Source organism: Mesorhizobium sp. B2-4-15, from assembly GCF_006658505.1.
Lineage (GTDB): Bacteria > Pseudomonadota > Alphaproteobacteria > Rhizobiales > Rhizobiaceae > Mesorhizobium.
This window is the reverse complement of the sequence record NZ_VFUZ01000030.1, coordinates 14,854-40,094: the sequence shown is the minus strand read 5'-3', so window position 1 is coordinate 40,094 and position 25,241 is coordinate 14,854. Positions and strand designations below refer to the sequence as shown.

Here is a 25,241-nt window from a genome sequence, read left to right as displayed (position 1 = left end):
AACCGCTTAGAGCGACGGGCGTGTCCCGGCATTTCCATACCATTGCCCCCGAGCCGTTTCATAGGCCAGCCCGGCCCGGAAAACGTCAGCGTCGCAGTAGGTGCGGCCGACGATCTGGATGCCTGTCGGCACGCCGTTGGCGGCATGGCCAGACGGTATGGAAAGAACCGGGCAGCGGCTCATCATGTTGAACGGCGTCGTCAGCACCCAGCCCAGCGACGGGTTCACCTGCTTCCCGTTGATCTCGACAGTGTCCCTGGTCTGGTCGAACTCCGCCGGAACCGCCGGGATAGCGTTTGTCGGGCAGATGAGCACGTCATACTTTTCCAGCAACGGGCCAAGGGTCTGGTACATCCTGCCGGCGACATCCAATGTTGCGACAAAGTCCGTGGCCTTCGATTTTTGCCCGTCCTCGGCGAACTTGCGGGCATAGCTGGTCATGTCGTCGGCGTGCCGTTGGAGCAGTTGCGACAGCGACGCGCCGAACAGATGCTCAAGATACATCATGGCGGCCTTGAGCACCTCATCGCCCCAACCCAGATCGACCTCCTCGACAGTAGCGCCCAGCGACCGGAAGACGTCGCACGCGGTAAGCGTGTTCTTGCGAACCTCCGGATCCACCTCATAGGAGCCGAGATCCATGGAGAAAGCGATCCTCCAGCCCTGGATCGGCTTGTAGTCGAACGGCAGGCGCAATTTGGGGCGAAGCGTCGCGATGTCGAGCGGGCTTGGCCCGGCCATGACGTTCTGCAGCAGGATCGCGTCCCTCACGGTTCGCGCCAACGGTCCGGTGTGGCAGTAGAAGTCGAGATTGAAGGGCGGATCATCCGGGTTTCGACCGTAGGGCGGCTTGAAGCCGACAAGGCCGCAAGCCGATGCGGGAATGCGGATCGACCCGCCAATGTCGGATCCCGTCGCGATCGAGGATGTGCCCGAGGCCAGCGTCGCCGCCGCGCCGCCCGACGAACCGCCCGGTGTGAAGTTCGGGTTCCATGGATTTCGCGTGACACCCCATCGTTTCGACCAGGTATAACCGGCGCAGCTGAATTCCGGCGTCGCGGTACGCGCGTGGACAATGCCGCCGGCCTTGATGATGCGCTCATTCATGGTCGAGGTGTGGCCGCCAATGGCATCCTTCGACAGCAGCGAACCGTGCGATGTCGGCTTGCCCTTGATGTAGCTCTCGTCCTTGATGCCGATCGGCAGGCCCTCGAGCGCACCGGTTCTGGCGCCTTTGGCGTATTTCGCCTCGGCCTTGGCGGCCAGTTCCATCGCCTCCTCGAAATGCGTGAACGTGAAGCAGTTGATCGCCGATCTGGTGGCTTCGGCACGGCGAATGGTGGCCCGCATCAATTCGACGGGCGAGAGTTTCTTCGCCTTGAACAGCCGCAGCGCCTCATGGGCCGGCATGTAGCAAAGGTCGAGATCGGACATCGGAAGTCTCCCGCGATCAAGAGACCGCACTTGGCATGAAGGTGGCCGGGCCGCGCGTTGCGGCCCGGTGGCTGTTCCCGGATTCGGTTGGCAGCGCTATTTCTGGAGGTCGGTCCAGATTTTCGTGTAGAGCGCCTGCACATTCGGCGGACAGGCCTGCATGAACTGGCCCTTGGCGGCAAATTCGGCCGGAATTGCCACTTCAGGCGCGGCCTTCATGTCGTCCGGCATGAAAGCGTCGGATCCCTTGATGCCATTGGCGTAGCGCGCGAAGGCCGAGATCATCGCGGCATTCTTCGGGTCCATGATGAAATTCTGGAAAAGCTTGGCGTTCTCGACATTCTTGGCGTCCTTGAGGACGGCGACATTGTCCATCCAGATCGGAAAGCCTTCCTTCGGATAGCCGTAGACGATCTTGTCGTTCTGCAGCCGCTCGCGCAGCGATATGCCATTCCAGTTGACGCCGGCGGCAATGTCGCCCCTGCCCAGGCCGTCGACGGCCGCGTAGTCGAGCGAAAGCCATTTCGACTTCGCCGCGACCAGCTTGTCGTGCACCTTCTTCAGGACTTGCATGTCGTCGGTGCAGTATTTGCCGCCCTCATAGGCGATGGCGAGGAAAAGGATGTCGCCCATTTCGGGCACGACATTGATCTTACCGGCGAGTTCCGGTGGCGGGTCGAGGAAAATCGCAGATGTGTTCGGGTCGCCGGCATAGACTGACTTGTTCACCGAAATGCCCGTTGTCCCCCACTGCCATGGAACGGTGTATTTACGGCCCGGATCAAAGGGAACATCGACCCATCGCGGATCGACATTCTTGAAATTCTCCATCTTGTTGGGATCGGTTTCCAGCAACAGACCTTCGCTGATCCAGATCGGCACGACGCTGGCCGAGGGCACGACGATGTCATAGCCGGACGCGCCTTGGCGGACCTTGGCCAAGGCGGTGTCGTTGGAGTCGTAGTCGGTGACGGTGACCTTGACCTTGTAGGTTTCCTCGAATTTCTTGATCAGGTCCGGGCTGGTATAGTTGCCCCAGTTGTAGATGTTGAGTTCGCCATCGGCGCGGGCAATGCCTGTTACGGCGAAAAGCGATAGCCCAACGGCCGCCGCTGTCAGTTTCCAGTTCATGCTAGTGCTCCCATTGTTGGGACCGGCCGCGTCGCCGCCTCAGGTCCATTTCCTGCCGATGAACAAGCCTGTTGACGCCTTTCGTCCCGATGATGGGCCGGACGGCTGTCGAGATATTCCCCTCTTCGCGGCCATTCACCGGCAAATGCCGGCTGGCCAACTCGGTTATCCCTGAGGCTAAATTATAACTAACTATACAGTCAATATCTTTTCGCCGGCACTGCCGCGACCTGATCAGGCGCCCTGCACTTTCCAGGCAGCGAGCCGCTGACGGAATGGCGGCGCAGGCTTCAGCCGCGGCTGCTGGCGGGAAGCGAAATCCGATAGTCCGGCCCCCGATTCCTCGGTTTCCGCCAAGGCCGCAGGCGATCCTTCAATCTCGTTCGAACAACAGGCTTGTCGTAAGCCGGGGCCGGCAGTCCGGCGAGCGCGTAGTAATCGTCCAGTATGCCGGTCTGCAGCAGACGCTGCTCCTGCGTGAAGAAGCTGAAATGCGCCGCCACCAGATCGCCGAAAATCTTGCCCGGACGATCGAGTTTCGCCGGCAAGGTCGCTGACAGCCATTCTTCCTCGTCATTTCCCGGCGGGTAGAAAAGCTCGCCGAGTTCCAGCACCTCCGATCCGAAAAACCCGATCGCGTTGATCGAGAAGCGCCCCAGCCTGACTTCGCGGTCAGGCACGCGGAAGTCCCCCAGCCGGTTCGTCCTGGCAGCCTCGATGAAGACCGGATGAAGCGCCTCGGGAAAGCTTGCATGAGCCCAGGAATACGGACACATCGCCTGACAGGTGAGTGGCCCGTCGATCAGAACCCTGGAAAAATTCTTGATCAAGGTGTTGCAGACCGCATTGTTGATGATGAGCGGGGCATACCAAAGCGCCGAACCCTTTTCCGACACGGCTCGCTCCTTGAATCTGGGAAGGAAGCCCTCCTCCAGAAAAACCACATCGTCATCGAGGCGCAGGTAGAGTGCGTCGGCGTCGTCACAGAAACGGAAGAACCTGCCGATGACATCGATGCTGCCGTCCGCGCTTGGAAGCGTCTTTATCTTGCAGCGCGGATCGCTGGCCGCCAGTCGCTGGAGATAGGCGCGGTCGGCCTCGTTGCGGCAATTGTCCCACAGATGCCATTCGTGAACCTCGGGGCTTTTCAGAACATGGTGGCTGAGCAGTCGGAGATATCTCTCGCGGCCGGCCGGGGTCACCACAATCAGCTTCATGAGAGGTCCGCCCCGCAGTGGTCGCTCGACTCGGCAGTTCCATGGCGAGCGTAGAATCGATCGCGCTACGAATCCAGATTCACGTTGTGTTGCAACGCGCGGCACAAGTTGTCCGCCCGATCAATGCCAACGACCAATTCCTTCCCACCCATGCCCCTTCGCATTCATCCGGCTTTGGTGTAGGGGCTCGCCATGACCGCTTTGGACCAAGGCATGAATGCCGGAAGTAGCCCAGTAACCAGCGGCGCCAGCCGCAATCTCGTCATCGTCAGAGCTGGCGACAACTCTCTCCATCGCGGTTGGGGAGCGGACGATACTGGATGCAAATTCGATTTGATCGTCAGTTACTACGGAGCCGACCCATCAGCGTTTCGGCAGGCCTATGAAAACCGGACAGACCACAAGGGTGGCAAATGGGACGGCATACACGCCCTGCTCAGCCGCCAGCCTGACCTGCTCGACCGCTACGAGTATATCTGGTTTCCGGACGATGATCTGGAAGCAGACCGTGCAACCATCGAAGCAATGTTCGCCAATATGCGCCGGCACGACCTCCACGTTGCCCAGCCGGCACTGACGCTGGACAGTTACTATACCCACCTGCCGTTTCTTCGCTGCAAGAGCTTCGAATTTCGCCTGGTCGACAAGATCGAGATCATGGCTCCCTGCATGAGAGCAGATGTCGCGGCCAAGATGCTGCCTCTTTTTCAACAGTCCATGAGCGGTTTCGGCCTGGACTCCTTGTGGACACGTCTTGCCGCGCAAAACCTTGGAGCATCGGCCATATTCGACGCCCTGCCTGTCCGCCATACGCGGCCAGTCGGAATTCATATGGTCAAAGCGATGGCCACGTCCGGCCGCACGGCAGAGTCGGAATACCGCCAACTGGCGTTGCAATATGGATTTGGTGAGTTCTTTCCCTTGTCCTACGGGGCCGTTGACCGCAAAGGCAGGCGGTGGAGATCGCGGCCGATTATCGGCCTGCGCATGGTCGCTGACTACGTCGTGGGTCGCGGCAACTTTCGTCAAACGCTTAAATGGAAAAGACGGCTCTGGCATCTTTTGCGCAGACAATGCTCCAAGCCCGTCGATCTGGCTCAGATCGTGCTCGAACCATGAGAGCGCCAGAACTGCCAATGAACAAGAACCTGCTTGGCGAAGCTGACATCCTCGTAGTCGGCGCGGGCTTTTACGGCGCGACGCTCGCCGAGCGCATCGCCACGCAACTCGGCCGGCGTGTGCTGGTGATCGACCGGCGCCGGCACATCGGCGGCAATGCCTACACCGAACAAGATCCCGTCACTGGCGTCGAGATCCATCGCTACGGACCGCATCTGTTTCATACATCCAACGAGGAAGTGTGGAATTATCTGCGGACCTTCACCGGTTTCACGTCCTATCGCCATCGTGCGTTCTCGACCTATCGCGACAAGGTCTATCCGCTACCGATCAACCTTGCCACGATCTGCCAGTTCTTCGGCAGGCGACTGAGCCCGGACGAGGCGCGCGGCATGATCGCCGAGCAGGCGGCCGAACTTGGCGATCGCCCACCGGCCAATCTCGAAGAGAAGGCGATCTCCCTGATCGGCCGTCCCCTCTACGAGGCCTTCATCAAGGGCTACACCGCCAAGCAGTGGCAGACGGACCCGCGCGAGTTGCCTGCGCAGATCATCGCGCGTCTGCCGGTCCGCTTCACATTCGACGATGGCTATTTCAACGACCGCTTCCAGGGCCAGCCCATGGATGGCTACACCGCGATCTTCGAAAAGATGCTCGCGCACAAACACATCGAAACACGGCTTGGCGTCGACTTCTTCGATATCAAGCTTTTGCTGCCGAAGGACTTGCCGGTCGTCTACACCGGCCCAATCGACCGTTATTTCGATTATTGCGAGGGCGAACTCGGCTGGCGAACCATCGATATCGATCTGGAAGTCATGGACACGCCGGATCATCAGGGCACGGCGATCATGAATTATGCCGACGAAGCCATACCTTACACCCGCGTCGTTGAATTCCGGCATTTCAATCCGGAACGTCAGCATAAGAGCGACAAGACACTTATTGGCCGCGAGTACTCCCGGTTTGCCGGCCGCACCGACGAGCCTTACTATCCGATCGACACACGCCGGGATCAGGCGGTCTACCGTCGTTATCTCGAACGGGCGGCCGCCGAGAAAAACCTGCATCTCGGGGGACGGCTGGGCACCTATCGTTATCTCGACATGCATCAGGCGATCGGCGCTGCCCTGAACGCCTTCGAAACCGTGCTTGGGCCCTATTTCACCGGCAGGCTTGGTTCTCTTTCGCGGCCGCTATGAGGGGCTGAGCCGCAAATTTCGGATCATCAGGCGGTTGCCGCCGACCTGCCGCCAGCCATGATCCGCCGCTGGAACCATTCGAAGGTGCGCGCCGGATCCGTTCTGGTAACCGGTCGTTGCCTCCCACCCGGGAAGACCCGTCTTGCCAGGGTCAGGTCCGGGCACCGGTTTGTCGGATCCTGCGGCACAGCCGCATGGTGTTCGATGCGGCTGCCAGCAGCGGGCAAGACATGCCGAGCATCGGCGGTGGTTCCATGACGTGGATGGCGAGCGTGTTTTCGCGACCTACAGCGCTCTTTGCGGGCAAGGCATTCCGGCGGCATCGCCGCAACGCGATGCCGTGGGTACCGATCTCGTGCTCATTTGTTCCGACTGGCGCACAAGCTCGGCGAAGACCAGCGCGAAGCTACCCAGCATGACAAAAACAACAATCAGGCGTGTTACCGGCAACGTGTCGGCCTCGTCTGGCTGGCGCATATCCCGGGATGAGGATTTTCCAGGGATCATGCGCACGATCAAAAGTGCCGCAGCCTCCATTTGACATCCCGAAGGATACAGCGGTGCCGCGGGCGCCCCACGCTGCCCATGCCGGCTAACATGATCGATCCGCGTTTACGAGAGTTTAAGCCCCGCCTTAACCATCACATTCGCTCGCGCTCTGACATGAAGCGCGACCTGCCGGCCTGGCGACGCAGTCGCGGTGTGGTTTCGCAGGCCGATACAACGGCTCTCTTTGCAGACCCGCCCCGCCCATGCTACCCCGGCGCTGGCGCGGCCGGAATCTCGCCAATCGGTCGCGATCGGGGAGCCATGAGCACAGCCGCCAACAGCATCGCCTTCGTTTCGTCCGACACAGCAGACGCCAAGGCGGCGCTGGAAAGCCTGACGGGGCGCTATGGTCAGTGTTCGGTCGCGGACGCGGGCGTTGTGGTGGCCTTGGGCGGCGATGGCTTCCTGCTGCAGACTTTGCGCGACACGATGGGAACGGGAAAGAAGGTCTACGGCATGAACCGTGGCACCATCGGCTTCCTGATGAATGAGTACCGGTCCGGAGGGCTCACCGAGCGCATCGCGGCCGCGGTCGCCGAAACGATCCGCCCGCTCGAAATGCAGGCCGTCACCTCGGAAGGCGAAACGGTGTCGGCGCTGGCGATCAACGAAGTGGCGCTTTGGCGCCAATCCTATCAGACGGCCAAGATCCGCATCAGTGTCGACGACCAGATACGGCTCGAGGAACTGAGCTGCGATGGCGTGATGATCGCGACGCCGGCGGGATCGACCGCTTACAATCTTTCCGCGCACGGCCCGATCCTGCCGCTCGACGCTCCGCTTCTGGCGCTTACGCCGGTCAGCCCGTTTCGTCCGCGCCGCTGGCGTGGTGCATTGCTCTCCAACAAGGCGACCGTGCGCTTCGACATTCTGGAGCCTGAAAAGCGGCCGGTGAACGCTGCCGCCGACCACACGGAGGTCAAGGCGGTGACTTCGGTAACGGTGCGGGAATCGCCGACAGCCACGGCGACCTTGCTGTTCGATCCCAACCATTCCTGGAACGAACGCATCCTAGCTGAACAGTTCCGTTACTGAGCCGGCACAGAGAGAAGCGGCCGGATTAAGCATCGCGATTAAGGTTACGACTTCACAATCGCGCCAATCCCGCCTGTTTCTGTTGACAAATCGTGGACTTGCGCCTAATCGCATACCAACTTTGCAGGCGCGCGGCGCTTGCCGCGACGAATGACGTTGCGCCTCCCCGAACCAGCCAAAGACAGCAACACTTGTCCTCAGACACCACGATCGCTCAAGAAGCGTTGACCTTTTCAGACCTCGGCCTGTCGCCGAAGGTGCTTTCCGCAGTCACCGATGCCGGCTACACGCAGCCGACGCCGATCCAGGCCGGCGCCATCCCGCACGCCTTGCTCGGCAAGGACGTGCTGGGTATTGCCCAGACCGGCACCGGCAAGACGGCCTCTTTCGTGCTGCCGATGCTGACCCGGCTGGAAAAGGGCCGCGCCCGCGCCCGCATGCCGCGCACGCTGATCCTGGAGCCGACGCGCGAACTCGCCGCACAGGTCGAAGAAAACTTCGTCAAATACGGCAAGAACCACAAGCTCAACATTGCGCTGCTGATCGGCGGCGTGTCCTTCGATGAGCAGGACAAGAAGCTGGAGCGCGGCGCCGACGTGCTGATCGCGACGCCGGGCCGCCTGCTCGACCACCGCGAGCGTGGCAAGCTGCTGCTCAACGGTGTCGAGATCCTTGTCATCGACGAAGCCGACCGCATGCTCGACATGGGCTTCATTCCCGATATCGAGCGCATCTGCGAGATGATCCCGTTCACCCGGCAGACGCTGTTCTTCTCGGCGACCATGCCGCCCGAGATCACCAAGCTGACGGAGAAATTCCTGCATGCCCCGGTGCGTGTCGAGGTTTCCAAGGCAGCCTCCACCGCCACCAATATTACGCAGCGGCTGGTGAAATCCGGCTCCAAGCCGTGGGACAAACGCGAGACGCTGCGCAACCTGATAAAGGCCGAAGACGCGGAACTGAAGAACGCCATCATCTTCTGCAACCGCAAGGTCGAGGTGTCGGAGCTGTTCCGCTCGCTGCTGAAGCATGATTTCGATGCCGGCGCACTGCATGGTGACATGGACCAGCGCGCCCGCATGCAGATGCTGGCCAATTTCCGTGACGGCAAATTGCGCTATCTCGTCGCTTCGGACGTCGCCGCGCGCGGCCTCGATATCCCCGACGTCAGCCACGTCTTCAACTACGACGTTCCGATCCATGCCGAGGATTATGTCCACCGTATCGGCCGCACCGGCCGCGCTGGTCGCTCGGGTAAGTCCTTCACCATCGCGACCAAGTCCGACACCAAGTATATCGACGCTATCGAACGGCTGATCGGCACCAAGATCGAGTGGCATGACGGCGACCTGTCGACGGTTGTTGCCAGCGAGAGCGAGGATGATGCTCCGCGCCGTGGCAAAGGCGCGCCGCGTCGTGCCGGCCGCAAGGACGAGGACCGCAAGGCCCATGATCGCAAGGACAATGGCGAGCGCAAGAGAGGCGGCGAACGTCGTGCCCGGCGCAGCGAGGAAGATGCCCCGGCCGCGGTTGCCCAGCAAAGCGAACAGCCCGATGCACCCGAGTCGGCCGTGGCCGACATCGTCGAACGGCGCGCGCGCAAGGATGCGATCCGTTCGGAAAACTCCGAGCGCAAGACGTCCTCGGATCGCGCACCGGAGCGCGGTGACACCAGGCCGCAACGCAACCGCCCTGCCCGCCAGCATCAGGAAGACAATGACACCACTGTCGGCTTCGGCGACGACATGCCGGCCTTCATGCGCATCGTCGCCAAGGTCTGATCGCCGAACGAAAGCAAGCCAGCCATCCGGCTTGCCCTCCCGGCAGACGTCTAACCGCGTCGCGTGCGAACAGCGCCAGGCGACGCGCTTTGCTTTAGGCCTTTGTTTCCATCCGTGTCGTGCTCCCAAGACGGGGCCGCCTCCGGCGACATGCGTTAGCCCTGACTCGCCCCTTACATCGGTCCAGGCATCATCTTGGTCGGTTTTTCCAGCATCGGAAACTCGGCCTTGTTGCATTTCACGTTCGGGTTCGTCGGGCTGAACATACCGTTCGGATTGTCCCTGAACAGCCAGGCGTGAAGATCGTAGTGGACGAACTCCCTCGGAATGAGCGGGTAGTGTCCCTCCATCGGACCCTGGAAGGTTTGGCCGAGCAGCTTCGGCGGCTCCTTGATGTCCGGCGTCAACGGCACCAGCCATTCCACCCCGACAAGTTGCAAGCCCTTTTTCGTCGGTTCGTAGATCAGCACATTGGGGCGCATCGGATCGAGTTTTTGGCCGACACTTTGAGCGTTGACGAAATGGATGCCCATGGCGCCTTTCGGATAGTCCATCGCGCCCGGTATCTTTTCTCCGCTGTAATAGACGCAGCCGACTGTCGACAGATAGAGGTCGCGAACGGCGACGGTGTAGTCCTGATATTTGGCCAATGATTTTTTCAAGGCGTCGATGTCGGCCTTGTTGGCGTCTTCGGCCACGGCCGAAGCGACGCCTAACCATGCGCCTACAATACTCGTCAAAGCGAGGACGCCGCAGCGCCCAAGGCAGGCTGTTCTTGTCATGCATTCCTCCCAGATTTTCTGATCTGGCCGTTCAAGACGGAGGCGGAAAATGCTGATTGCGCGGCCAGTTGTACCGCCTCATCCCCTCTGGACAGCGACGATGCTATTCCTTTCCATGGCCGCAGGAAAGCAGCTATTTAGAACTAGCTAATTCTCCAGCGCGCTAATTCCGCTCAAACAAAAACGGCCCCACATGGGGACCGTTTTGCATTCGCATGCCGTCCGGTTCAGGTGAGCGGAGAAAGCTGGATCTCGACGCGCCGGTTCTGGGCGCGGCCTTCGGCCGTTGCATTGGATGCGACGGGCCGCGTCTTGCCGAAGCCGGTGACGGCAAAGCGGCGCGAATCGACGCCCTGGCCGGACAGATAGTTGGCGACCGCCAGTGCACGCCGCTGCGACAGATCGAAATTGTGCTGGTCGCCGCCTGTCGAATCGGTATGGCCAAACACGTCGACGGTCGTCTGGCGGAATTTCTTCAGCACCAGCGCGACGGAATTGAGCACCGGATAGAAGCCGGGCTTCACCGCGTCCTGATCGACATTGAAGGTGATGTCGGACGGCATGTTGAGAATGATCTGGTCGCCGCTGCGTGTGACGCTTACGCCTGTACCCTGGAGCTGGCGGCGCAGCTCGGCCTCGTTCTGATCCATGGTGGCGCCGATGGCGCCGCCGGCCAGTGCACCGATACCGGCACCAATCAGCGCGTTGCGGCGATCATTGCCACCGGCAAGCAGGCCAAGGCTGGCGCCAGCCAAAGCGCCGAGGCCGGCACCAGCGGCCGTGTTGGAAATCTTCTGGTCGCCGGTATACGGATCGGTCGTGGTGCAGGCGCTCACGAGCAAAGCCGTCGCCACGACGACGAGCACGGTCTTCTTCATAGGATGGTCCCTCTCCAAGTCACGCCATTGCGATGGCGCCAAATCAGCCCTTCCCGCGACTTGTACCATGAAATACGGCGAAAAGCGGAATGGCAAAAGCGCTTGCCGCAGCTTTTCCCCGGAGCTGACTGGCGCCTGGAAGATTACCAGAGATTCTTGCCGTCAATGACCACCACTTCGACCTTGTCGAGATCGAAATCATCGAATAGCCGAGAATTGACGCTGATCTTCGGATTGTCGAAATTCGGCTCGCCAGTCGACCAATCCGGCGTTTCGGTGAAGGTGCCGCAGCCACAGGTCGCGCAGAAACCATGTTTTACGGTCTTCGAGCCCCATTGATAGAATGAAACATTTTTCGGCGGTGTGATGAGCCTGAACTGCGGCGGCGTGTAGTAAGCCCACAGAGAGCCGCGTTTCGAGCAGAACGAACAGGTGCACCGCGTCACGGTTTCTGGCGCCTGCGAAACCTCGAACGTGGTGGCCTTGCAGTGGCAGCTTCCCTTGATGGCCATGAACATCACCTTCCATTGTCCGCCCCGCGCGGCAAGGCACCATAAAGAAGCGATCCTGACAACTGTCCGTCAGCAGGCTTTTGCCCGCGAACAGCAGCCAGCGGCTCTAAAGCGTGTCACGTTCGAACGGATTGTGGCGACGCACTTTAGGTCTCTGTTTCATGCTTGTCGGGCTCCCGGAACCGGGACCCAGGCGACATGCATCAGTAAGACTGCGGCGGCACAAACAGGCAGATCGTCTTGCCTGCATCGAGACCGGCCACGTGAGCACACCAATGAAACTCACCGTCGGGCGAATCCTTGATCCGCCTGTCGCTGTAGGCCAGCACCTCCCCGGTATCCTTGATGACATAGCCTTCCGGGCGTTCGCTGATCGAGGTCTGCGATACCTCGCGGCAATCGTAGTTCGCGCAGCAGGCGAACGGATAGCTCCAGCCTTGCGGTTTGGCCGCGGTCGGCTTGGCGTCATGCGCCAGGGCTGGCGCCGTCAGGGCAGCTATCGCGCAGGCAGCACACAGAGGCAGGAGAGGCCGGCCAACCGATGGAACGGCAAAGGCCGATCTAAAACCGGCAGAAAACATGGCAACGCTCCTTTCAAACGAGATTCAAGCATTTCGCTTGCCCGTTCCCGGAACGTGTCTTCCCAGTGGCCGAACCGTCAGCAGATATGCCGCGACCGGCCATATATGCTTTGCCTCCTCCTGCCGCTGATGGTGAGCCGAAATGCGAGCCGGCGCAAGCAATAGCTGCGTAGCCGGCCCATGCTCTGCCGTCGCGGCAGCCACGGCGCGCTTTCACACAGCGCCAGCTCGTCGCGACAATGGTGAACGCGACAATCGTGAAAAAGGGTGCGCGACTGCCATTCGCTGGCCTGCGTCGCAGGACATCGGCTGACCTAATCCAAGTCAGCCACCACTTCGCCAGCGCCGCCCTCGATGCGCTGCGACAGCGACGCTTCCATGAAATCATCGAGGTCGCCATCGAGCACGCTCGACGGACTGGTGCTTTCGACGCCGGTGCGCAGGTCCTTCACCAACTGATAGGGCTGCAGCACATAGGAGCGGATCTGGTGACCCCAGCCGATGTCGCTCTTCGAGGCTTCGGTGGCGTTGGCGATGGCCTCACGCTTCTTCAGCTCTTCCTCGTAGAGCCGCGAGCGCAGCATTTCCCAGGCCTTCGCCCGGTTCTTGTGCTGCGAACGCTCGGCCTGGCAGGCCACCGCGATGCCCGTGGCGATATGGGTGATGCGCACGGCCGAATCGGTGGTGTTGACGTGCTGGCCACCCGAGCCGGAGGAGCGGTAGGTGTCGATGCGCACGTCCGATTCGGAAACGTCGATATCGATCGTGTCGTCGACGACAGGATAGACCCAGATACTGGAAAAGGACGTATGCCGGCGCGCGTTGCTGTCATAGGGCGAAATACGCACCAGGCGGTGGACGCCAGATTCGGTCTTCAGCCAGCCATAGGCATTGTGGCCCTTGATCAGCAATGTCGCGGACTTGATGCCCGCTTCTTCGCCGTCATGCACTTCCAGCACCTCGACCTTGAACCGGCGGCGCTCGGCCCAGCGTGTGTACATGCGCAAAAGCATCGAGGCCCAGTCCTGGCTCTCGGTGCCGCCGGCGCCGGCGTGGATTTCGAGATAGGTGTCGTTGGCGTCAGCCTCGCCCGACAGCAGCGTTTCGACCTGGCGGGCCTTCGCTTCGCCCTGCATCGATCGGATCGCGGCTTCCGCCTCGGCTATGACCCCTTGGTCGCCCTCTTCCTCGCCGAGCTCGATCAGGCCGATATTGTCTTCCAGTGCCTGGGTCAGACCCTTGACCGCCGCTATGCCTTCCTCGAGGCCCTGGCGTTCGCGCATCAGCTTCTGCGCTTCCAGCGGTTCGTTCCAGAGGCTGGCGTCCTCGGCACGGACATTCAGGTATTCAAGCCGTTTAATGGCCTGATCCCAGTCAAAGATGCCTCCTCAGCAGGGTTATCGCCTGCCTGATCTCGTCGACAATATTCTGCGTTTCCGCGCGCATGGCCTGGTATTCTGTCCTGTTGCTGAAAGTGACGGTTAGAGCGGATCGGTGTTTGAAGGAAACGCCGAACCGCTCCAACTTTTCTGTTTGACGCAATTCCGGACGGAAAACCGCTAGGCACTTTCCTGGAATTGCTCTGGTCGGCGCGATACATAGGGACGGTGCTGCCGCGTGTAAAGCGAAATGGGCCAGCCCCGGGCTGGCCCGTGGTCGGGATTTGAACCGTCAGTAGAGGCCGCCGCCACCGTCCTGAATGGCCTGGTTGGCCTGCGGCGATAGCGCGCCGCCGGAGGCGTTGGAGCCGTCGGCGCCCATGCCGATCACCCAATAGCTGTCGGCGGGGCCGGTACCTGGCTTGAAGGCCTCGATGATGGTGCCCGGGTCACCCGGTGTCGCCCGCATGCCGGTCTTGCGGTTGATGGCGATCAGGTTCATGCCATCGGGAACCTTGAAGTCGACATTGGGCGTGCCGTCCAGCGCCACGCGCATGAAATCCTTGAAGATCGGAGCTGCGAGACCGCCGCCGGTGGCGCCATGGCCAAGGCCGCGCGGCGTGTCGTAGCCCATATAGAGACCGACGACGAGGTTGGGCGTAAAACCGATGAACCAGGCGTCCTTCTCGTCATTGGTCGTTCCGGTCTTGCCGGCGATGTGGCGCCCGAGCTCGCCGATGGTGGCGCCGGTGCCGCGCTGCACGACGCCTTCCATCATCGAGGTGATCTGGTATGCGGTCATCGGATCGAGCACCTGCTCGGAATTGTCGACCAGTTCCGGCTCCGGCTGGTTCTTCCATTCAGGCGCGTTGCAGCCCTCGCAGCCACGCTCATCCTGCTTGAACACTGTCTTGCCGTAGCGATCCTGGATGCGGTCGATCAGCGACGGCTTGATCGACTTGCCGCCATTGGCCATGATCGAATAGGCCGAAACCATGCGCATGACGGTCGTCTCGCCGGAGCCCAGCGCCATCGGCAAATACGGGGCCAGATGATCGTAGACGCCGAAGCGCTCGGCGTATTCGACGACCAGCTTCATGCCCATGTCGTTGGCAAGCCGCACCGTCATGAGGTTGCGCGACTTCTCGATGCCGGAGCGCAGGGTTGCCGGGCCGGCGACGGTGCCGTCATAGTTCTTCGGTGTCCAGGTCGTGTTGCCGCTCTGGATGGTGATCGGTCCATCCATGATCACAGAGGCCGGCGTATAGCCGTTGTCGAGCGCGGCCGAATAGACGATCGGCTTGAACGAAGAGCCCGGCTGGCGCATCGCCTGAGTGGCACGGTTGAATTCGGACTGGGCGTAGGAGAAACCGCCGACCATGGCCAGCACGCGGCCGGTATGCGGATCCATGGCGATCAGGCCTCCTTCCACTTCGGGAACCTGACGCAGGCTGTAGGCATTGTCGGAGCCTTGGTTCTTCTGCACGAAGATGACGTCGCCCGGTTTGAGCACTTCGGCCGGCGACTTGGCCTTGACGGTCTTGCCGCCGACCACATGGCGCATGGCGAAGCCCATGTCGTCCTTGCTGACGGTGCCTTCGACACGTTCCTTGACGATGTCGCCAGACGCCTGGCGCGCGGGCTGCAGGCCGATCGACAGGCCGGTCGCGGAACTGTCGAGCACGACGGCGAGCGACCATTCGGGAACATCCTCGAGGCCCTTGACGTTGCCCAGAGGCACGCCCCAGTCACCGGAGACATCGATCGATTTCACCGGCCCGCGATAACCGCGCAGCGTATCGTACTTCAACAAGCCGTTCTGCATCGCCTTGCGAGCAATGAGCTGAATCTTCGGATCAAGCGTCGTGCGAACGGACAGGCCGCCTTCGTAAAGCGCGTTCTCGCCATAGCGGGCGATGATCTGGCGGCGAACCTCCTCGGTGAAATACTCGCCGGCGAAAAGATAGGTGCCGGTGCGGCGTGGCGTCACGCCGAGCGGCTCGGCCTTGGCCTTGTTGCCTTCCTCACGCGTGACGTAGCCATTCTCGACCATCTGGTCGATGACCCAGTTGCGGCGCTCAATCGCGCGATCGGCATGCTTGAACGGGTGGTAATTGTTCGGTCCCTTCGGCAGGGAGGCCAGATAAGCGGCCTCGGCGACGGTCAGCTCGTTCACCGACTTGTCGAAATAGGTAAGCGCCGCGCCGGCGACGCCATAGGCGCCGAAGCCGAAGAAGATTTCGTTGAGGTAGAGCTCGAGAATGCGATCCTTGGGATAGGCCTGCTCGATGCGGAAGGCCAGGATCATTTCCTTGATCTTGCGCTCGTAGGTCTGGTCCGCGGTCAGCAGGAAGTTCTTGGCCACCTGCTGAGTGATCGTCGAGGCACCGACCTGGCGCCTGCCCGAGCCGAGATTCTGAAAGTTGACGATGACGGCACGGCCAAGGCCGGTCACGTCGATGCCGGGGTGGTTGTAGAAGTTCTTGTCCTCAGCCGACAGGAACGCCGCCTTGACGCGATCCGGGATCGCCTGGATTGGCAGGTACAGGCGTCGCTCGCGCGCATATTCGGCCATCAGCGAGCCGTCCGAGGCATGGATGCGGGTGGTCACCGGCGGCTCATACTTGGCCAGCACCTCGTAGTCGGGCAGATCCTTGGACAGATGGCTAATGTAAATCGCAACGCCCGCCGCGACCAGAAGGGCCAGCGTCGTGCCGATGCCGAAGAAATAGCCAATGAGACGAATCATACCCGCTCCAGTCCTTGGTTCGGGAATTTCCTAAACGAAGCCGCCTTCCACGCAAGCTTTCGAGCCGGTCCCAAACCGTAATCGAAAACCCATGTCGCCACCATGTGGACAAAATACGGCAAGCCCTGATTTCGTGACCACGCGCCCGAAATAAAGGCACCTTGTGTTGTCGTTGCGCAACGCCGCCTCCGGTTGCAGGCGCCCGTGAGGCATGTCAGCCTCCGGTTCCGGTTCCGGTTCCGGTTCCGGCTCGGGCGGAGGCGAACAGCGCAACAGCGTTGGTGATGCTTTGCGCGGCCTTGCCGCGCCACTCGGCGTTGAGGAGCTGCGCCTCGTCCTTGGCGTTCGAGAGATAGCCGAGCTCGACCAGCACCGATGGCACGTCTGGCGCCTTCAGCACCTTGAATCCCGCGGAACGTTGCGGATTGTTGATGAGGCCCACGCTGGTCGACAGTTCGCCGACCAATGTGTGGGCAAAACTCATCGAGAAGGTATGCGTCTCGCGGCGGATCAGATCGATCAGGATGTCGGTCACCTCCTTGTTGTCGTCCTTGATAACCATGCCGGCGAACTGGTCGGAGAGATTTTCGCGGTCGGCAAGCGCCTGCGCCTGGGGGTCCGACGCTTTGTCGGAGACGGTGTAGACGGTGGCGCCGCGGATGCCCTTGACGCTGATCGTGTCGGCATGGATCGAGATCAGCAGGTCTGCCTCATGCTGGCGGGCGATGCGCACGCGGTCGTCCAGGCGCAGATATTCATCGGTGTCACGCGTCATGAAGACATCGTATTTGCCGATGGCCGCGAGCTTGTCGCGCAACTCCGTGGCGAAAGCCAGCGTGACGTTCTTCTCTATGGTGCCGTTCAGGCCCTCGGCGCCGCCGTCGATACCGCCATGGCCGGGATCGATGACGACGGTGAAGCGGTGGCCCGGATTGGAGACCGGGCCGGTGCCGACCCGCCCACCCTTGTCGGTCGAAACCGTGGAGCCGGTGGTCAACGCCTGGTTGGCGAGGGCGGTGTCGAACTCACGTTCGGAGGCCGCCGACATGTCGATGGCGATGCGATAGCCGGATCCGTCCTCGTTCTTGAGCACATCGAGCCTATCGACGGCGAACGGCCCCTTGCCGGTGAGAATCAGCCGCGAAACGCCGTCGCCGATCTCGCCCAGCCGCACACCCTTGACCAGGCCGCGCGGCTTCAGATCCTTGGCGTCGATGGCCAGCCTGCTATTCGCAAGGTCGATGACCAGACGATTGGGCCCACGCAGCAGGAACCATTTGATGTCCGGTTCGCGATCGAAATCCATGACGATGCGCATCTTGGTGGCATCGCCCGCCATCTTGTAACCCTTCGCCACGAGCGGTGCATCGGCGGCATTGGCAACAGAGGAGCACGCAAAGAAAATCGCCACCAGCAGCAGGAGACGGAAGGCGCCGAGAATCTGGCCGCCAACACGACATCCCTTGCCTGTGAAGTCTGCCAGTCCCATCTCTCTTCCAGTCGCTCACGGTTTGGCGCCAGGCGCCTGCTCGTTTCACCGAAGTGCCGGTTAGGCCGCGAATTCGATTAACGATTGGTATCCAGAGAAGGTTAACCAAGCCTTTTCATGCAAGGTTGGAACCCAGGGTTACGCTGCGGAACTGCTTTTTGCCGGCATCGGAAATCGGGGTTGCCTTCCAACCCGCCAAATCATAAAAGCGATAGTGGATCACTGCAATCCTGGAACCGCCCTCCTCCGCAGCTTCCTGCTACAGGGTCAGATGAAAGGCGGCTCCTTTCGCTTCACGCGAGAAGGCTACAGGTGATCGCGACGAATTTCGCAGGTGTGCGCCCGTGGCGGGGGAATCGCCTGCGTGAGGAAAACGGCCGGGTTTGTTCCCGTGCCGGCTCTATATGAGCAAACAAGCTGGTCCGGTTTCCGGGCTTTGGTTCAAAAGTTCTGCTGGTGACGATGGCTTCAAGCGCAATCATGGAAAGGTCCGCATCAAACCGCGCCAATATGGCTGCGGGCGGCACCGCCATGACACGCGGGCAGCGTCCGGCGGACGTTCAATTATCCGGCACCCACATTCATCCAGACACACAGCAGCGGGCTTTGCCCCGCCAGCTGCGGCTGACGGCTGCCGGGGGGAAACGAAATAATGCCCAACAAAATGCTGATAGACGCCTCCCACCCGGAGGAAACACGCGTTGTCGTCGTACGCGGTAACCGTATCGAAGAATTCGACTTTGAATCCCAGGACAAGAAGCAGCTCAAAGGAAATATCTATCTCGCCCGCGTAACGCGCGTCGAACCCTCCCTTCAGGCAGCTTTTGTCGAATATGGCGGCAACCGTCACGGTTTTCTCGCCTTCAGTGAAATACACCCCGACTACTACCAGATTCCGGTCGCCGATCGTCAGGCACTGCTGCGCGCGGAAGCGCAGGAGGCCGAAGACGAGGAGGACGAGGATGGCGATGGCGACGATCGCCAGAACCGTGACCGCGGACGGCGCGGACGCCGGCGCGGCGGCAAGAGCCGCGACCGTGCCGAGCACAAGCGCGATGCCGGTTCAGCCGATTCCGACGAGGCAAACGAAGCCGCCGGCGAGACAGGTGAGGACAACGGCCATGGCGCTGACGTCGTGGCCGAGGACACCTCCCACGTTTCGGAAACCATCGAACATGCGGCGGATACCTCCGAACATGCCGATGCATCCGAACACGCCGACGAATCCCACGATAATGAAGGTCCTTCCGAACAGGGCGACTCTTCTTCCGAAGAGGGCGAAAACGAGACCCGCGACGGCGGCCCTACTTCGATCGCCGCCTCCGTCGAAGCCGATGTGATTTCCGAGCCCGCTCCCCAGGCGGAACAGGGCAGCGAAGCCACCTCCACCGACAATGATCGTGGCATGCTGGAGGAGGTCCAGTCCTCGCATCCCGACGATCATGAGATCGAATCGGTCGGTGCGGAGGATGCGCTGGAAGAAGTGCGCAACCGCCGCAAACCGGTGCGTCGCCAGTACAAGATCCAGGAAGTCATCAAGCGTCGGCAGATCCTGCTGGTGCAGGTCGTCAAGGAAGAGCGCGGCAACAAGGGCGCCGCACTCACCACCTATCTGTCGCTTGCCGGCCGCTATTCGGTGCTGATGCCGAACACGGCGCGCGGTGGCGGCATTTCACGCAAGATCACCAGCGCGGTCGACCGCAAGCGCCTCAAGGAAGTCGTTGCCGATCTCGAAGTGCCGCAAGGCATGGGCGTCATCCTGCGCACCGCCGGCGAAAGCCGCACGAAGGCCGAGATCAAGCGCGACTATGAATATCTGATGCGGCTTTGGGAGAACGTGCGCAATCTCACGCTTCAATCCACCGCCCCTGCCCTCGTCTATGAGGAAGGCAGCCTGATCAAGCGTTCGGTGCGCGACCTCTACAACAAGGATATCGACGAGATCCTTGTCTCGGGTGAGGAAGGCTATCGCGAGGCCAAGGACTTCATGCGCATGCTGATGCCGAGCCACGCCAAGGTGGTTCAGCCATTCCGCGACACGACACCGATCTTCGTGCGCAACGGCATCGAGGCGCAGCTCGACCGCATGCTGCAGCCGCAGGTGACGCTGAAGAGCGGTGGCTACATCATCATCAACCAGACCGAGGCGCTGGTCGCCATCGACGTCAATTCGGGCCGCTCCACCAAGGAGCACTCGATCGAGGACACCGCGCTCCACACCAATCTGGAAGCGGCCGAAGAGGTAGCCCGCCAGCTCAGGCTGCGTGACCTTGCCGGCCTGATCGTCATCGACTTCATCGACATGGAGGAGAACCGCAACAACCGATCCGTCGAGAAGCGGCTGAAGGATCACCTCAAGAACGATCGTGCCCGCATCCAGGTCGGGCGCATCTCGCATTTCGGCCTGATGGAGATGTCGCGCCAGCGCATCCGCGCCAGCGTGCTGGAATCGACCATGAAGCCATGCCCGCATTGCGGCGGCACGGGCCATGTGCGCTCCGATTCGTCGGTGGCGCTGATGGTGGTCAGGGCGATCGAGGAATTCCTGCTCAAGGATTCGCGCAGCCACATCACGGTTCGCACGCCGGCGGCAACGGCACTCTACGTGCTCAACCACAAGCGCGGCACGCTGGTGGAACTGGAAAGCCGGTTCGGCCTGACCATCACCATCGAGGCCGACGATGCGGTAGGCGCGCAGCACTACGCGATCTTCCGCGGCGCTCTGGCCGAAAAGCCCGAAGGCTTCGTCGAGGTGCGCAGCCTGCCAGCCTATACCGAGCCGGAAGAGCCCGAGGACGAGATTGTCGTCGTTGACGAAGAGGATGAGGCATCGGCGCAGGCCGAGCAGCCGCGCCAACAGCCGCAGCAGAATCAGCAGCCGCGGCCTGCCGGCGAGGACGGCGAAGGTCGCGACCGCAAGCGTCGCAAGCGCCGCAGACGTCGTGGCGGCAGGGACCGCGACCGCGAACATGGCGCGCCGACGGACGGAGCCTCCATTTCCGCTCCGGCCGGCGACTTCGCCGAATCGGCAAACGCGGCGGACAGTGACGACACGGAAACAGACGATACTGCTCCGATCAGCACCGCCGAGCCCGACGAAACGGTGCAGGCTTCGGAGGAAGGCGCGGGCAAGAAGCGCCGGCGCGGCAAGCGCGGCGGCAAACGCAACCGCCGTGAGGATGGCGAAGGCGAGGCCGAGGCAAGTGCGGACGAAACGACCGAGCCGTCCGAGGCTGATGCTTCGGAAAGCGAGCCCGCGTCGATCGAACCGGTGGCTGTCGCTGCGGTGGAAGAACCTGTGGCTCCCGTGAGCGACGAGGTGCCGACCACCGAGAAGCCGAAGCGGGCGCGTCGCGCAGCCAAGCCGAAGAAGGCAGCCGCCGAGACCGTCGCCGAATCAACGGGTGCCGAGGCGGCCGCGGAAACGCCGGTCGAAGCTCCGGTGACCGTAGCCGAGGAAACAGTGGTAGCCGCCGTCGAGGAAGAGCCTTCGAAGGCCCGGCCATCGCGGCGTAAGCCGGCGGCCATCGATGCACCGGTCGCGCCGGTGGTTTCGTCAACCGTGGCCAATGAGCCGGAAGCCAAGACCGAAGAAAAGCCGAAACGTGCCGGCTGGTGGCAGAGGAAAGGCTTTTTCTAAGCCTTTCAATGCCTTGAAGTAATTGGTTGATAAATCCCGCGCCCTACGGCGCGGGATTTTTCATATCTGTCGGCTCAACTAAGGGGCGAAGATCGACCAGTTCATCATCCTGGCCAGTTTCTCCAGCGCGATCGAACCCAGCTTGGAATTGCCGTTGGCATTGAGACCCGGCGACCAGACGGCAAGCGATGCAATGCCCGGCACGATGCCCAATATGCCGCCGCCGACGCCGCTCTTGCCGGGGATGCCGACGCGAAAGGCGAAGTCGCCTGAGCCGTCATAGTGGCCGCAGGTCAGCATCATGGCGCCGATACGTCGCGCCCGCTCCGCCGACACCACGGAATGGCCGGTCGCCGGGTTCTGGCCGCCATTGGCGAGGAACCGGCCGGCCATGGCCAGTTGCCGGCAACTCATGGCAATGGCGCAGTGGTGGAAATAGACGCCCAGCGCCAGCTCCGGCGCATGATGAAGGTTGCCGAAGGATTTCATGTAGTTGGCGAGCGCGAAGTTGCGATAGCCGGTGGCGCGCTCAGACGCGGCGACCTCGCGGGTCGATAATGATCGTCTCGTCGTCGGCGAGGAACTGGATGAAGCGCAGGATCTCGCCGATCGCCTCGCGCGGCTGGTGGCCGGCAAGCAGGATGTCGGAAACGACGATGGCACCGGCATTGATGAACGGGTTGCGCGGAATGCCGTTCTCGTGCTCGAGCTGGACGATCGAGTTGAAGGGATTGCCCGAGGGTTCGCGCCCTACCCGCTTCCACAACGCATCGCCGACATTGCCGAGCGCCAGCGTCAAGGTGAACACTTTCGAGATGCTCTGGATGGAAAAGGCCTGGTCGGCGTCACCCGCCATCAGCACGCGGCCGTCATTGGTGACGGCGGCGATGCCGAATTTCCTTGGATCGACCTTGCTCAACTGCGGGATATAGGAAGCAACCTCGCCGCGATCAGTGCGTTCGGCCATTTCGGCGGCGACTTCGGCCAGCGCCTGTTCGAGTTCCGGCATGACGCTACCTCAACCAGCGTTCGATGCGCGCCAGCGCCTCGACCATGTCGTCGTGGCTGCCGGCATAGGAAAACCGCATCGTGCGGTGCCCTGCCTGGGTGTCGAAGTCACGGCCCGGCGTCGCCGCCACATGCGCCTCGGCCAGCATCCTGCGCGCGAAGGCCATGCTGTCATTGGTGTGCCGGGTGACATCGCAAAAAGCGTAGAAGGCGCCATCCATGGGCGCGGCCAGCGGGAAACCGAGTTCGGGCAGACGTTTCATCAGGAGCTCGCGATTCCAGGCGTAGCGACCCTTCACCGCTTCCAGTTCCTCGGTTGCGGCAAAAGCCTCGATCGCCGCGATCTGCGACAGTTCCGGCGGCGAGATGTAGAGGCTCTGGGCGATGCGCTCGACGGGCCGCACCAACTCTTCCGGCAAGACCATCCAACCGATGCGCCAGCCGGTCATGCAATAGTATTTCGAGAAGGAATTGATCACCGTCACGCTGTTGCTGTAGCGAAGCGCCGTCGTGTCAGGCGCGGCGTAGGCCAGCCGATGGTAGATTTCATCGGAGATGACAGCGATCCCCAGGGCCTCCGCCGTCCTGATCAGCGCCGACAGCTCGTCGGCCGGTATGACCGCGCCGGTCGGATTGGCAGGACTTGCAAACAGCACGCCCTTCAGTGGCTTTTCGCGGTGCGCGGCCTCCAGATGACCGGCATGCAAGTAAGCCTCATCGCCGAGTTCGATCTCGACCACGTCGATGCCTAGCGCCGCCATGATGTTACGATAGGCGGGGTAGCCGGGCGCGGCGATGGCGACGCGGTCGCCCGGATCGAACATCGCCAGGAAGGCGAGATTGAAGGCCGCCGACGATCCCGTCGTCACCGCGATCCGGCCAGGATCGACATCGAGCCCATAATGATCGGCGTAGTGCTCCGCGATCGCTTTGCGCAGACCGGCCAGACCCAGCGTGTCGGTGTAGCCTATGCGGCCATCCTCCAGGGCCTTGGCCGCCGCGGCGCGAACGCGTGCGGGCGCCGGGTCGGACGGCTGGCCGACCGCCATGGAAATCACCGGCACGCCTTGGGCCTTCAGCCGGTTCGCTTCGGCCAGCACATCCATGGCGTGGAATGGCTCGACATTGCCGCGGCGTGAGAGTGAAACGACCATTTTATCCCTGCCCCGATGATTGAGGATGCCATGCCCCTGACGCATGCGCCGCACAAATGCCCGATTGATGTGAGGATCACAAGTTGAGGAAGTTTCCGGTGCCGACTTTTCATCTTTCGCCCGCTCGTCTACCAGTGGACACGTTATGTTGAGCCGACCCAGACCGACGATAGCCCAGGCAGCGCGTGTCGTTGCCACGCTTTCGCTCGGCTTCGCCGTTGCCGTGGCGAGTTCGGTCACCGCCTTTGCCCAGGGCGTACCTGTGATACGTGATGCCGAGATCGAGGCTCTGGTACGCGATTACGCACGGCCGATCTTCAGGGCTGCCGGATTGGCGAATGATGGCATAGACATCGTGCTGGTCAACGATTCCAGCTTCAACGCCTTCGTCACCGGACGCCGGATGTTCATCAACACCGGCGCGCTGATGATGGCTGAGACGCCCAACGAAATCATTGGCGTCATCGCGCACGAAGCCGGCCATTTGGCCGGCGGTCACCAGCAGAAATTGCGTGACCAGCTCGAGCGCGCCAAGACGATGGCCGTCATCGCGACGTTGCTTGGTGCCGGCGCGATCGTCGCCGGTGCGACCACGAATAGCCGCGGTCTTGCCGGCGCCGGCATGGGCGTCGCCGCCGGCGGCGGCGAGATGGCCCAGCGCAGCATCCTTGCCTACCAGCGCACCGAGGAGATCACGGCCGACCGCTCCGCGATCACCTATCTCAATGCCACCGGTCAGTCCGGCATGGGCATGCTGAAGACCTTTGCCCGCTTCCAGACGGCCTTGTCGTTGTCGGGCGCCCAGATCGATCCCTACCGGATCAGCCATCCGATGCCGCAAGAGCGAATCGCCAACCTCCAAGTGCTGGTCAAACAGAGCCCCAACGTCGACAAGCTCGATCCGCCGGCGCTGCAGCAGCGCCACGACATGATACGGGTGAAGATCGCCGTCTACATGGGTGGCCAGGCCGCCGCGGCGCGGCTGATGCAAAAGATGCGGGGCAGCCTGGCCGCGCAATATGGCGATGCCCAGTCGACCTACCTTTACGGCAACCTTCCCGCAGCGCTCGTCAAGACCAACGCCCTGATCAAGGCGCAGCCCAAGAATGCCTACTTCCAGGAATTGCGCGGCGACATACTGATGAAGGCGAACAAGCCCGGGGAAGCGGCGGACGCCTACGCCAAGGCGGTCAGCCTCGATCCGGCGCGGTCCGGCCTGCTGCCTGTCTCGCTTGGCCAGGCGCTGATGGCCGTCGGTACACCTGACTCGCTCAAGAAGGCTGTCGTGCAGATCAACAATGGTCTGGGTCGCGACAAGGAAAATTCCGAGGGGTACCGTTATCTGGCGCAGGCGTACGGCGAATTGGGAGACATACCGGGCGCCGAGCTTGCCACGGCCGAAGGTCATTTCTATTCCGGCAACTACAAGGACGCGAAGATCTTCGCCATGCGGGCGCAGCAGCGGATGAAGCACGGCGAGCCGCGCTGGATACGCGCCCAGGACATCATAAATTACAAATCGTCAGGCAAGATCTAGTAATCTCATGAACCTTCCGGCCACGCGCTGCGACACAGCCGGACCGGGAAACAGGCAAAAAGGA

General features: G+C 61.8%; 18 protein-coding genes and 1 pseudogene. 6 read left to right on the top strand and 13 right to left on the bottom strand.

Features of this window, described 5'->3' with window-relative positions:
- Nucleotides 1-6: 6 nt before the first annotated feature.
- From FJ930_RS26060 to FJ930_RS26050, 3 genes are all read right to left on the bottom strand, one after another.
- Complete coding sequence (locus tag FJ930_RS26060) at nucleotides 7-1,434, bottom strand: amidase (RefSeq protein ID WP_141840675.1); 1,428 nt, start codon at nucleotides 1,432-1,434, stop codon at nucleotides 7-9.
- 96 nt (nucleotides 1,435-1,530) lie between these two features.
- Nucleotides 1,531-2,565: an extracellular solute-binding protein gene (locus tag FJ930_RS26055; RefSeq protein WP_141840674.1), complete on the bottom strand. Its 1,035-nt coding sequence runs from the start codon at nucleotides 2,563-2,565 to the stop codon at nucleotides 1,531-1,533.
- A 290-nt stretch (nucleotides 2,566-2,855) separates the two neighbouring features.
- Entirely contained in the window at nucleotides 2,856-3,782 is a 927-nt protein-coding gene (locus FJ930_RS26050) for a hypothetical protein (protein WP_141840673.1), read from the bottom strand.
- A gap of 192 nt (nucleotides 3,783-3,974) precedes the next feature.
- Between FJ930_RS26050 and FJ930_RS26045 the strand changes: the two genes are divergently transcribed.
- A complete protein-coding gene (locus FJ930_RS26045) occupies nucleotides 3,975-4,901 on the top strand; it encodes a DUF707 domain-containing protein (RefSeq protein WP_141840672.1) in 927 nt (308 codons plus the stop codon).
- Nucleotides 4,902-4,918: 17 nt separating this feature from the next.
- Complete coding sequence (glf, locus tag FJ930_RS26040; protein WP_141840671.1) at nucleotides 4,919-6,103, top strand: UDP-galactopyranose mutase; 1,185 nt, start codon at nucleotides 4,919-4,921, stop codon at nucleotides 6,101-6,103.
- 285 nt (nucleotides 6,104-6,388) lie between these two features.
- Here glf and FJ930_RS26030 read toward each other — a convergent pair whose 3' ends face one another.
- A complete protein-coding gene (locus FJ930_RS26030) occupies nucleotides 6,389-6,640 on the bottom strand; it encodes a hypothetical protein (RefSeq protein ID WP_246677029.1) in 252 nt (83 codons plus the stop codon).
- Between the two features lie 273 nt (nucleotides 6,641-6,913).
- On the opposite strand from FJ930_RS26030, the gene FJ930_RS26025 reads away from it, so the two are divergent.
- A complete protein-coding gene (locus tag FJ930_RS26025) occupies nucleotides 6,914-7,687 on the top strand; it encodes an NAD kinase (protein WP_141840669.1) in 774 nt (257 codons plus the stop codon).
- Nucleotides 7,688-7,878: 191 nt separating this feature from the next.
- The gene (locus tag FJ930_RS26020; RefSeq protein WP_181763468.1) at nucleotides 7,879-9,468 is read left to right on the top strand and encodes a DEAD/DEAH box helicase; all 1,590 of its coding nucleotides are present in this window, start codon (nucleotides 7,879-7,881) and stop codon (nucleotides 9,466-9,468) included.
- Nucleotides 9,469-9,641: 173 nt separating this feature from the next.
- On the opposite strand, the gene FJ930_RS26015 is transcribed toward FJ930_RS26020, so the two are convergent.
- The 7 genes from FJ930_RS26015 to FJ930_RS25985 all read right to left on the bottom strand — a co-directional run bounded on the left by FJ930_RS26015 (nucleotide 9,642) and on the right by FJ930_RS25985 (nucleotide 17,838).
- On the bottom strand, nucleotides 9,642-10,250 hold the full coding sequence (locus FJ930_RS26015; protein ID WP_140699098.1) for a hypothetical protein: 609 nt from the start codon (nucleotides 10,248-10,250) through the stop codon (nucleotides 9,642-9,644).
- A 227-nt stretch (nucleotides 10,251-10,477) separates the two neighbouring features.
- Entirely contained in the window at nucleotides 10,478-11,128 is a 651-nt protein-coding gene (locus FJ930_RS26010; protein ID WP_140609742.1) for an OmpA family protein, read from the bottom strand.
- 143 nt (nucleotides 11,129-11,271) lie between these two features.
- A complete protein-coding gene (locus FJ930_RS26005) occupies nucleotides 11,272-11,640 on the bottom strand; it encodes a GFA family protein (RefSeq protein WP_141840668.1) in 369 nt (122 codons plus the stop codon).
- Nucleotides 11,641-11,843: 203 nt separating this feature from the next.
- Entirely contained in the window at nucleotides 11,844-12,221 is a 378-nt protein-coding gene (locus FJ930_RS26000; protein WP_140609741.1) for a hypothetical protein, read from the bottom strand.
- A 314-nt stretch (nucleotides 12,222-12,535) separates the two neighbouring features.
- Nucleotides 12,536-13,667, bottom strand: a protein-coding gene (prfB, locus tag FJ930_RS25995) for a peptide chain release factor 2 (RefSeq protein ID WP_141840667.1) whose coding sequence is annotated in 2 segments (ribosomal slippage) — nucleotides 12,536-13,600 and nucleotides 13,602-13,667 — 1,131 coding nt in all. Because the reading frame shifts where the segments join, the coding sequence is not laid out codon by codon here.
- 225 nt (nucleotides 13,668-13,892) lie between these two features.
- Nucleotides 13,893-16,349, bottom strand: coding sequence for a penicillin-binding protein 1A (locus tag FJ930_RS25990; RefSeq protein ID WP_141840666.1), 2,457 nt, complete (start codon nucleotides 16,347-16,349; stop codon nucleotides 13,893-13,895).
- A gap of 214 nt (nucleotides 16,350-16,563) precedes the next feature.
- The gene (locus FJ930_RS25985) at nucleotides 16,564-17,838 is read right to left on the bottom strand and encodes an N-acetylmuramoyl-L-alanine amidase (RefSeq protein WP_141840665.1); all 1,275 of its coding nucleotides are present in this window, start codon (nucleotides 17,836-17,838) and stop codon (nucleotides 16,564-16,566) included.
- Between the two features lie 652 nt (nucleotides 17,839-18,490).
- Here FJ930_RS25985 and FJ930_RS25980 point away from each other — a divergent pair.
- Nucleotides 18,491-21,478, top strand: a complete 2,988-nt coding sequence (locus FJ930_RS25980) for a ribonuclease E/G (protein WP_141840664.1) — start codon at nucleotides 18,491-18,493, stop codon at nucleotides 21,476-21,478.
- 78 nt (nucleotides 21,479-21,556) lie between these two features.
- On the opposite strand, the pseudogene FJ930_RS25975 reads toward FJ930_RS25980, so the two are convergent.
- Both FJ930_RS25975 and FJ930_RS25970 read right to left on the bottom strand, forming a co-directional pair.
- Nucleotides 21,557-22,487, bottom strand: a pseudogene (locus FJ930_RS25975) (glutaminase).
- A 4-nt stretch (nucleotides 22,488-22,491) separates the two neighbouring features.
- A complete protein-coding gene (locus FJ930_RS25970; protein ID WP_141840663.1) occupies nucleotides 22,492-23,640 on the bottom strand; it encodes an aminotransferase class I/II-fold pyridoxal phosphate-dependent enzyme in 1,149 nt (382 codons plus the stop codon).
- Between the two features lie 145 nt (nucleotides 23,641-23,785).
- Here FJ930_RS25970 and FJ930_RS25965 point away from each other — a divergent pair, with 145 nt between their 5' ends.
- Nucleotides 23,786-25,177 (top strand): M48 family metallopeptidase, encoded by a 1,392-nt coding sequence (locus tag FJ930_RS25965; RefSeq protein ID WP_141840662.1) that lies wholly within the window; start codon nucleotides 23,786-23,788, stop codon nucleotides 25,175-25,177.
- Nucleotides 25,178-25,241: the final 64 nt, after the last annotated feature.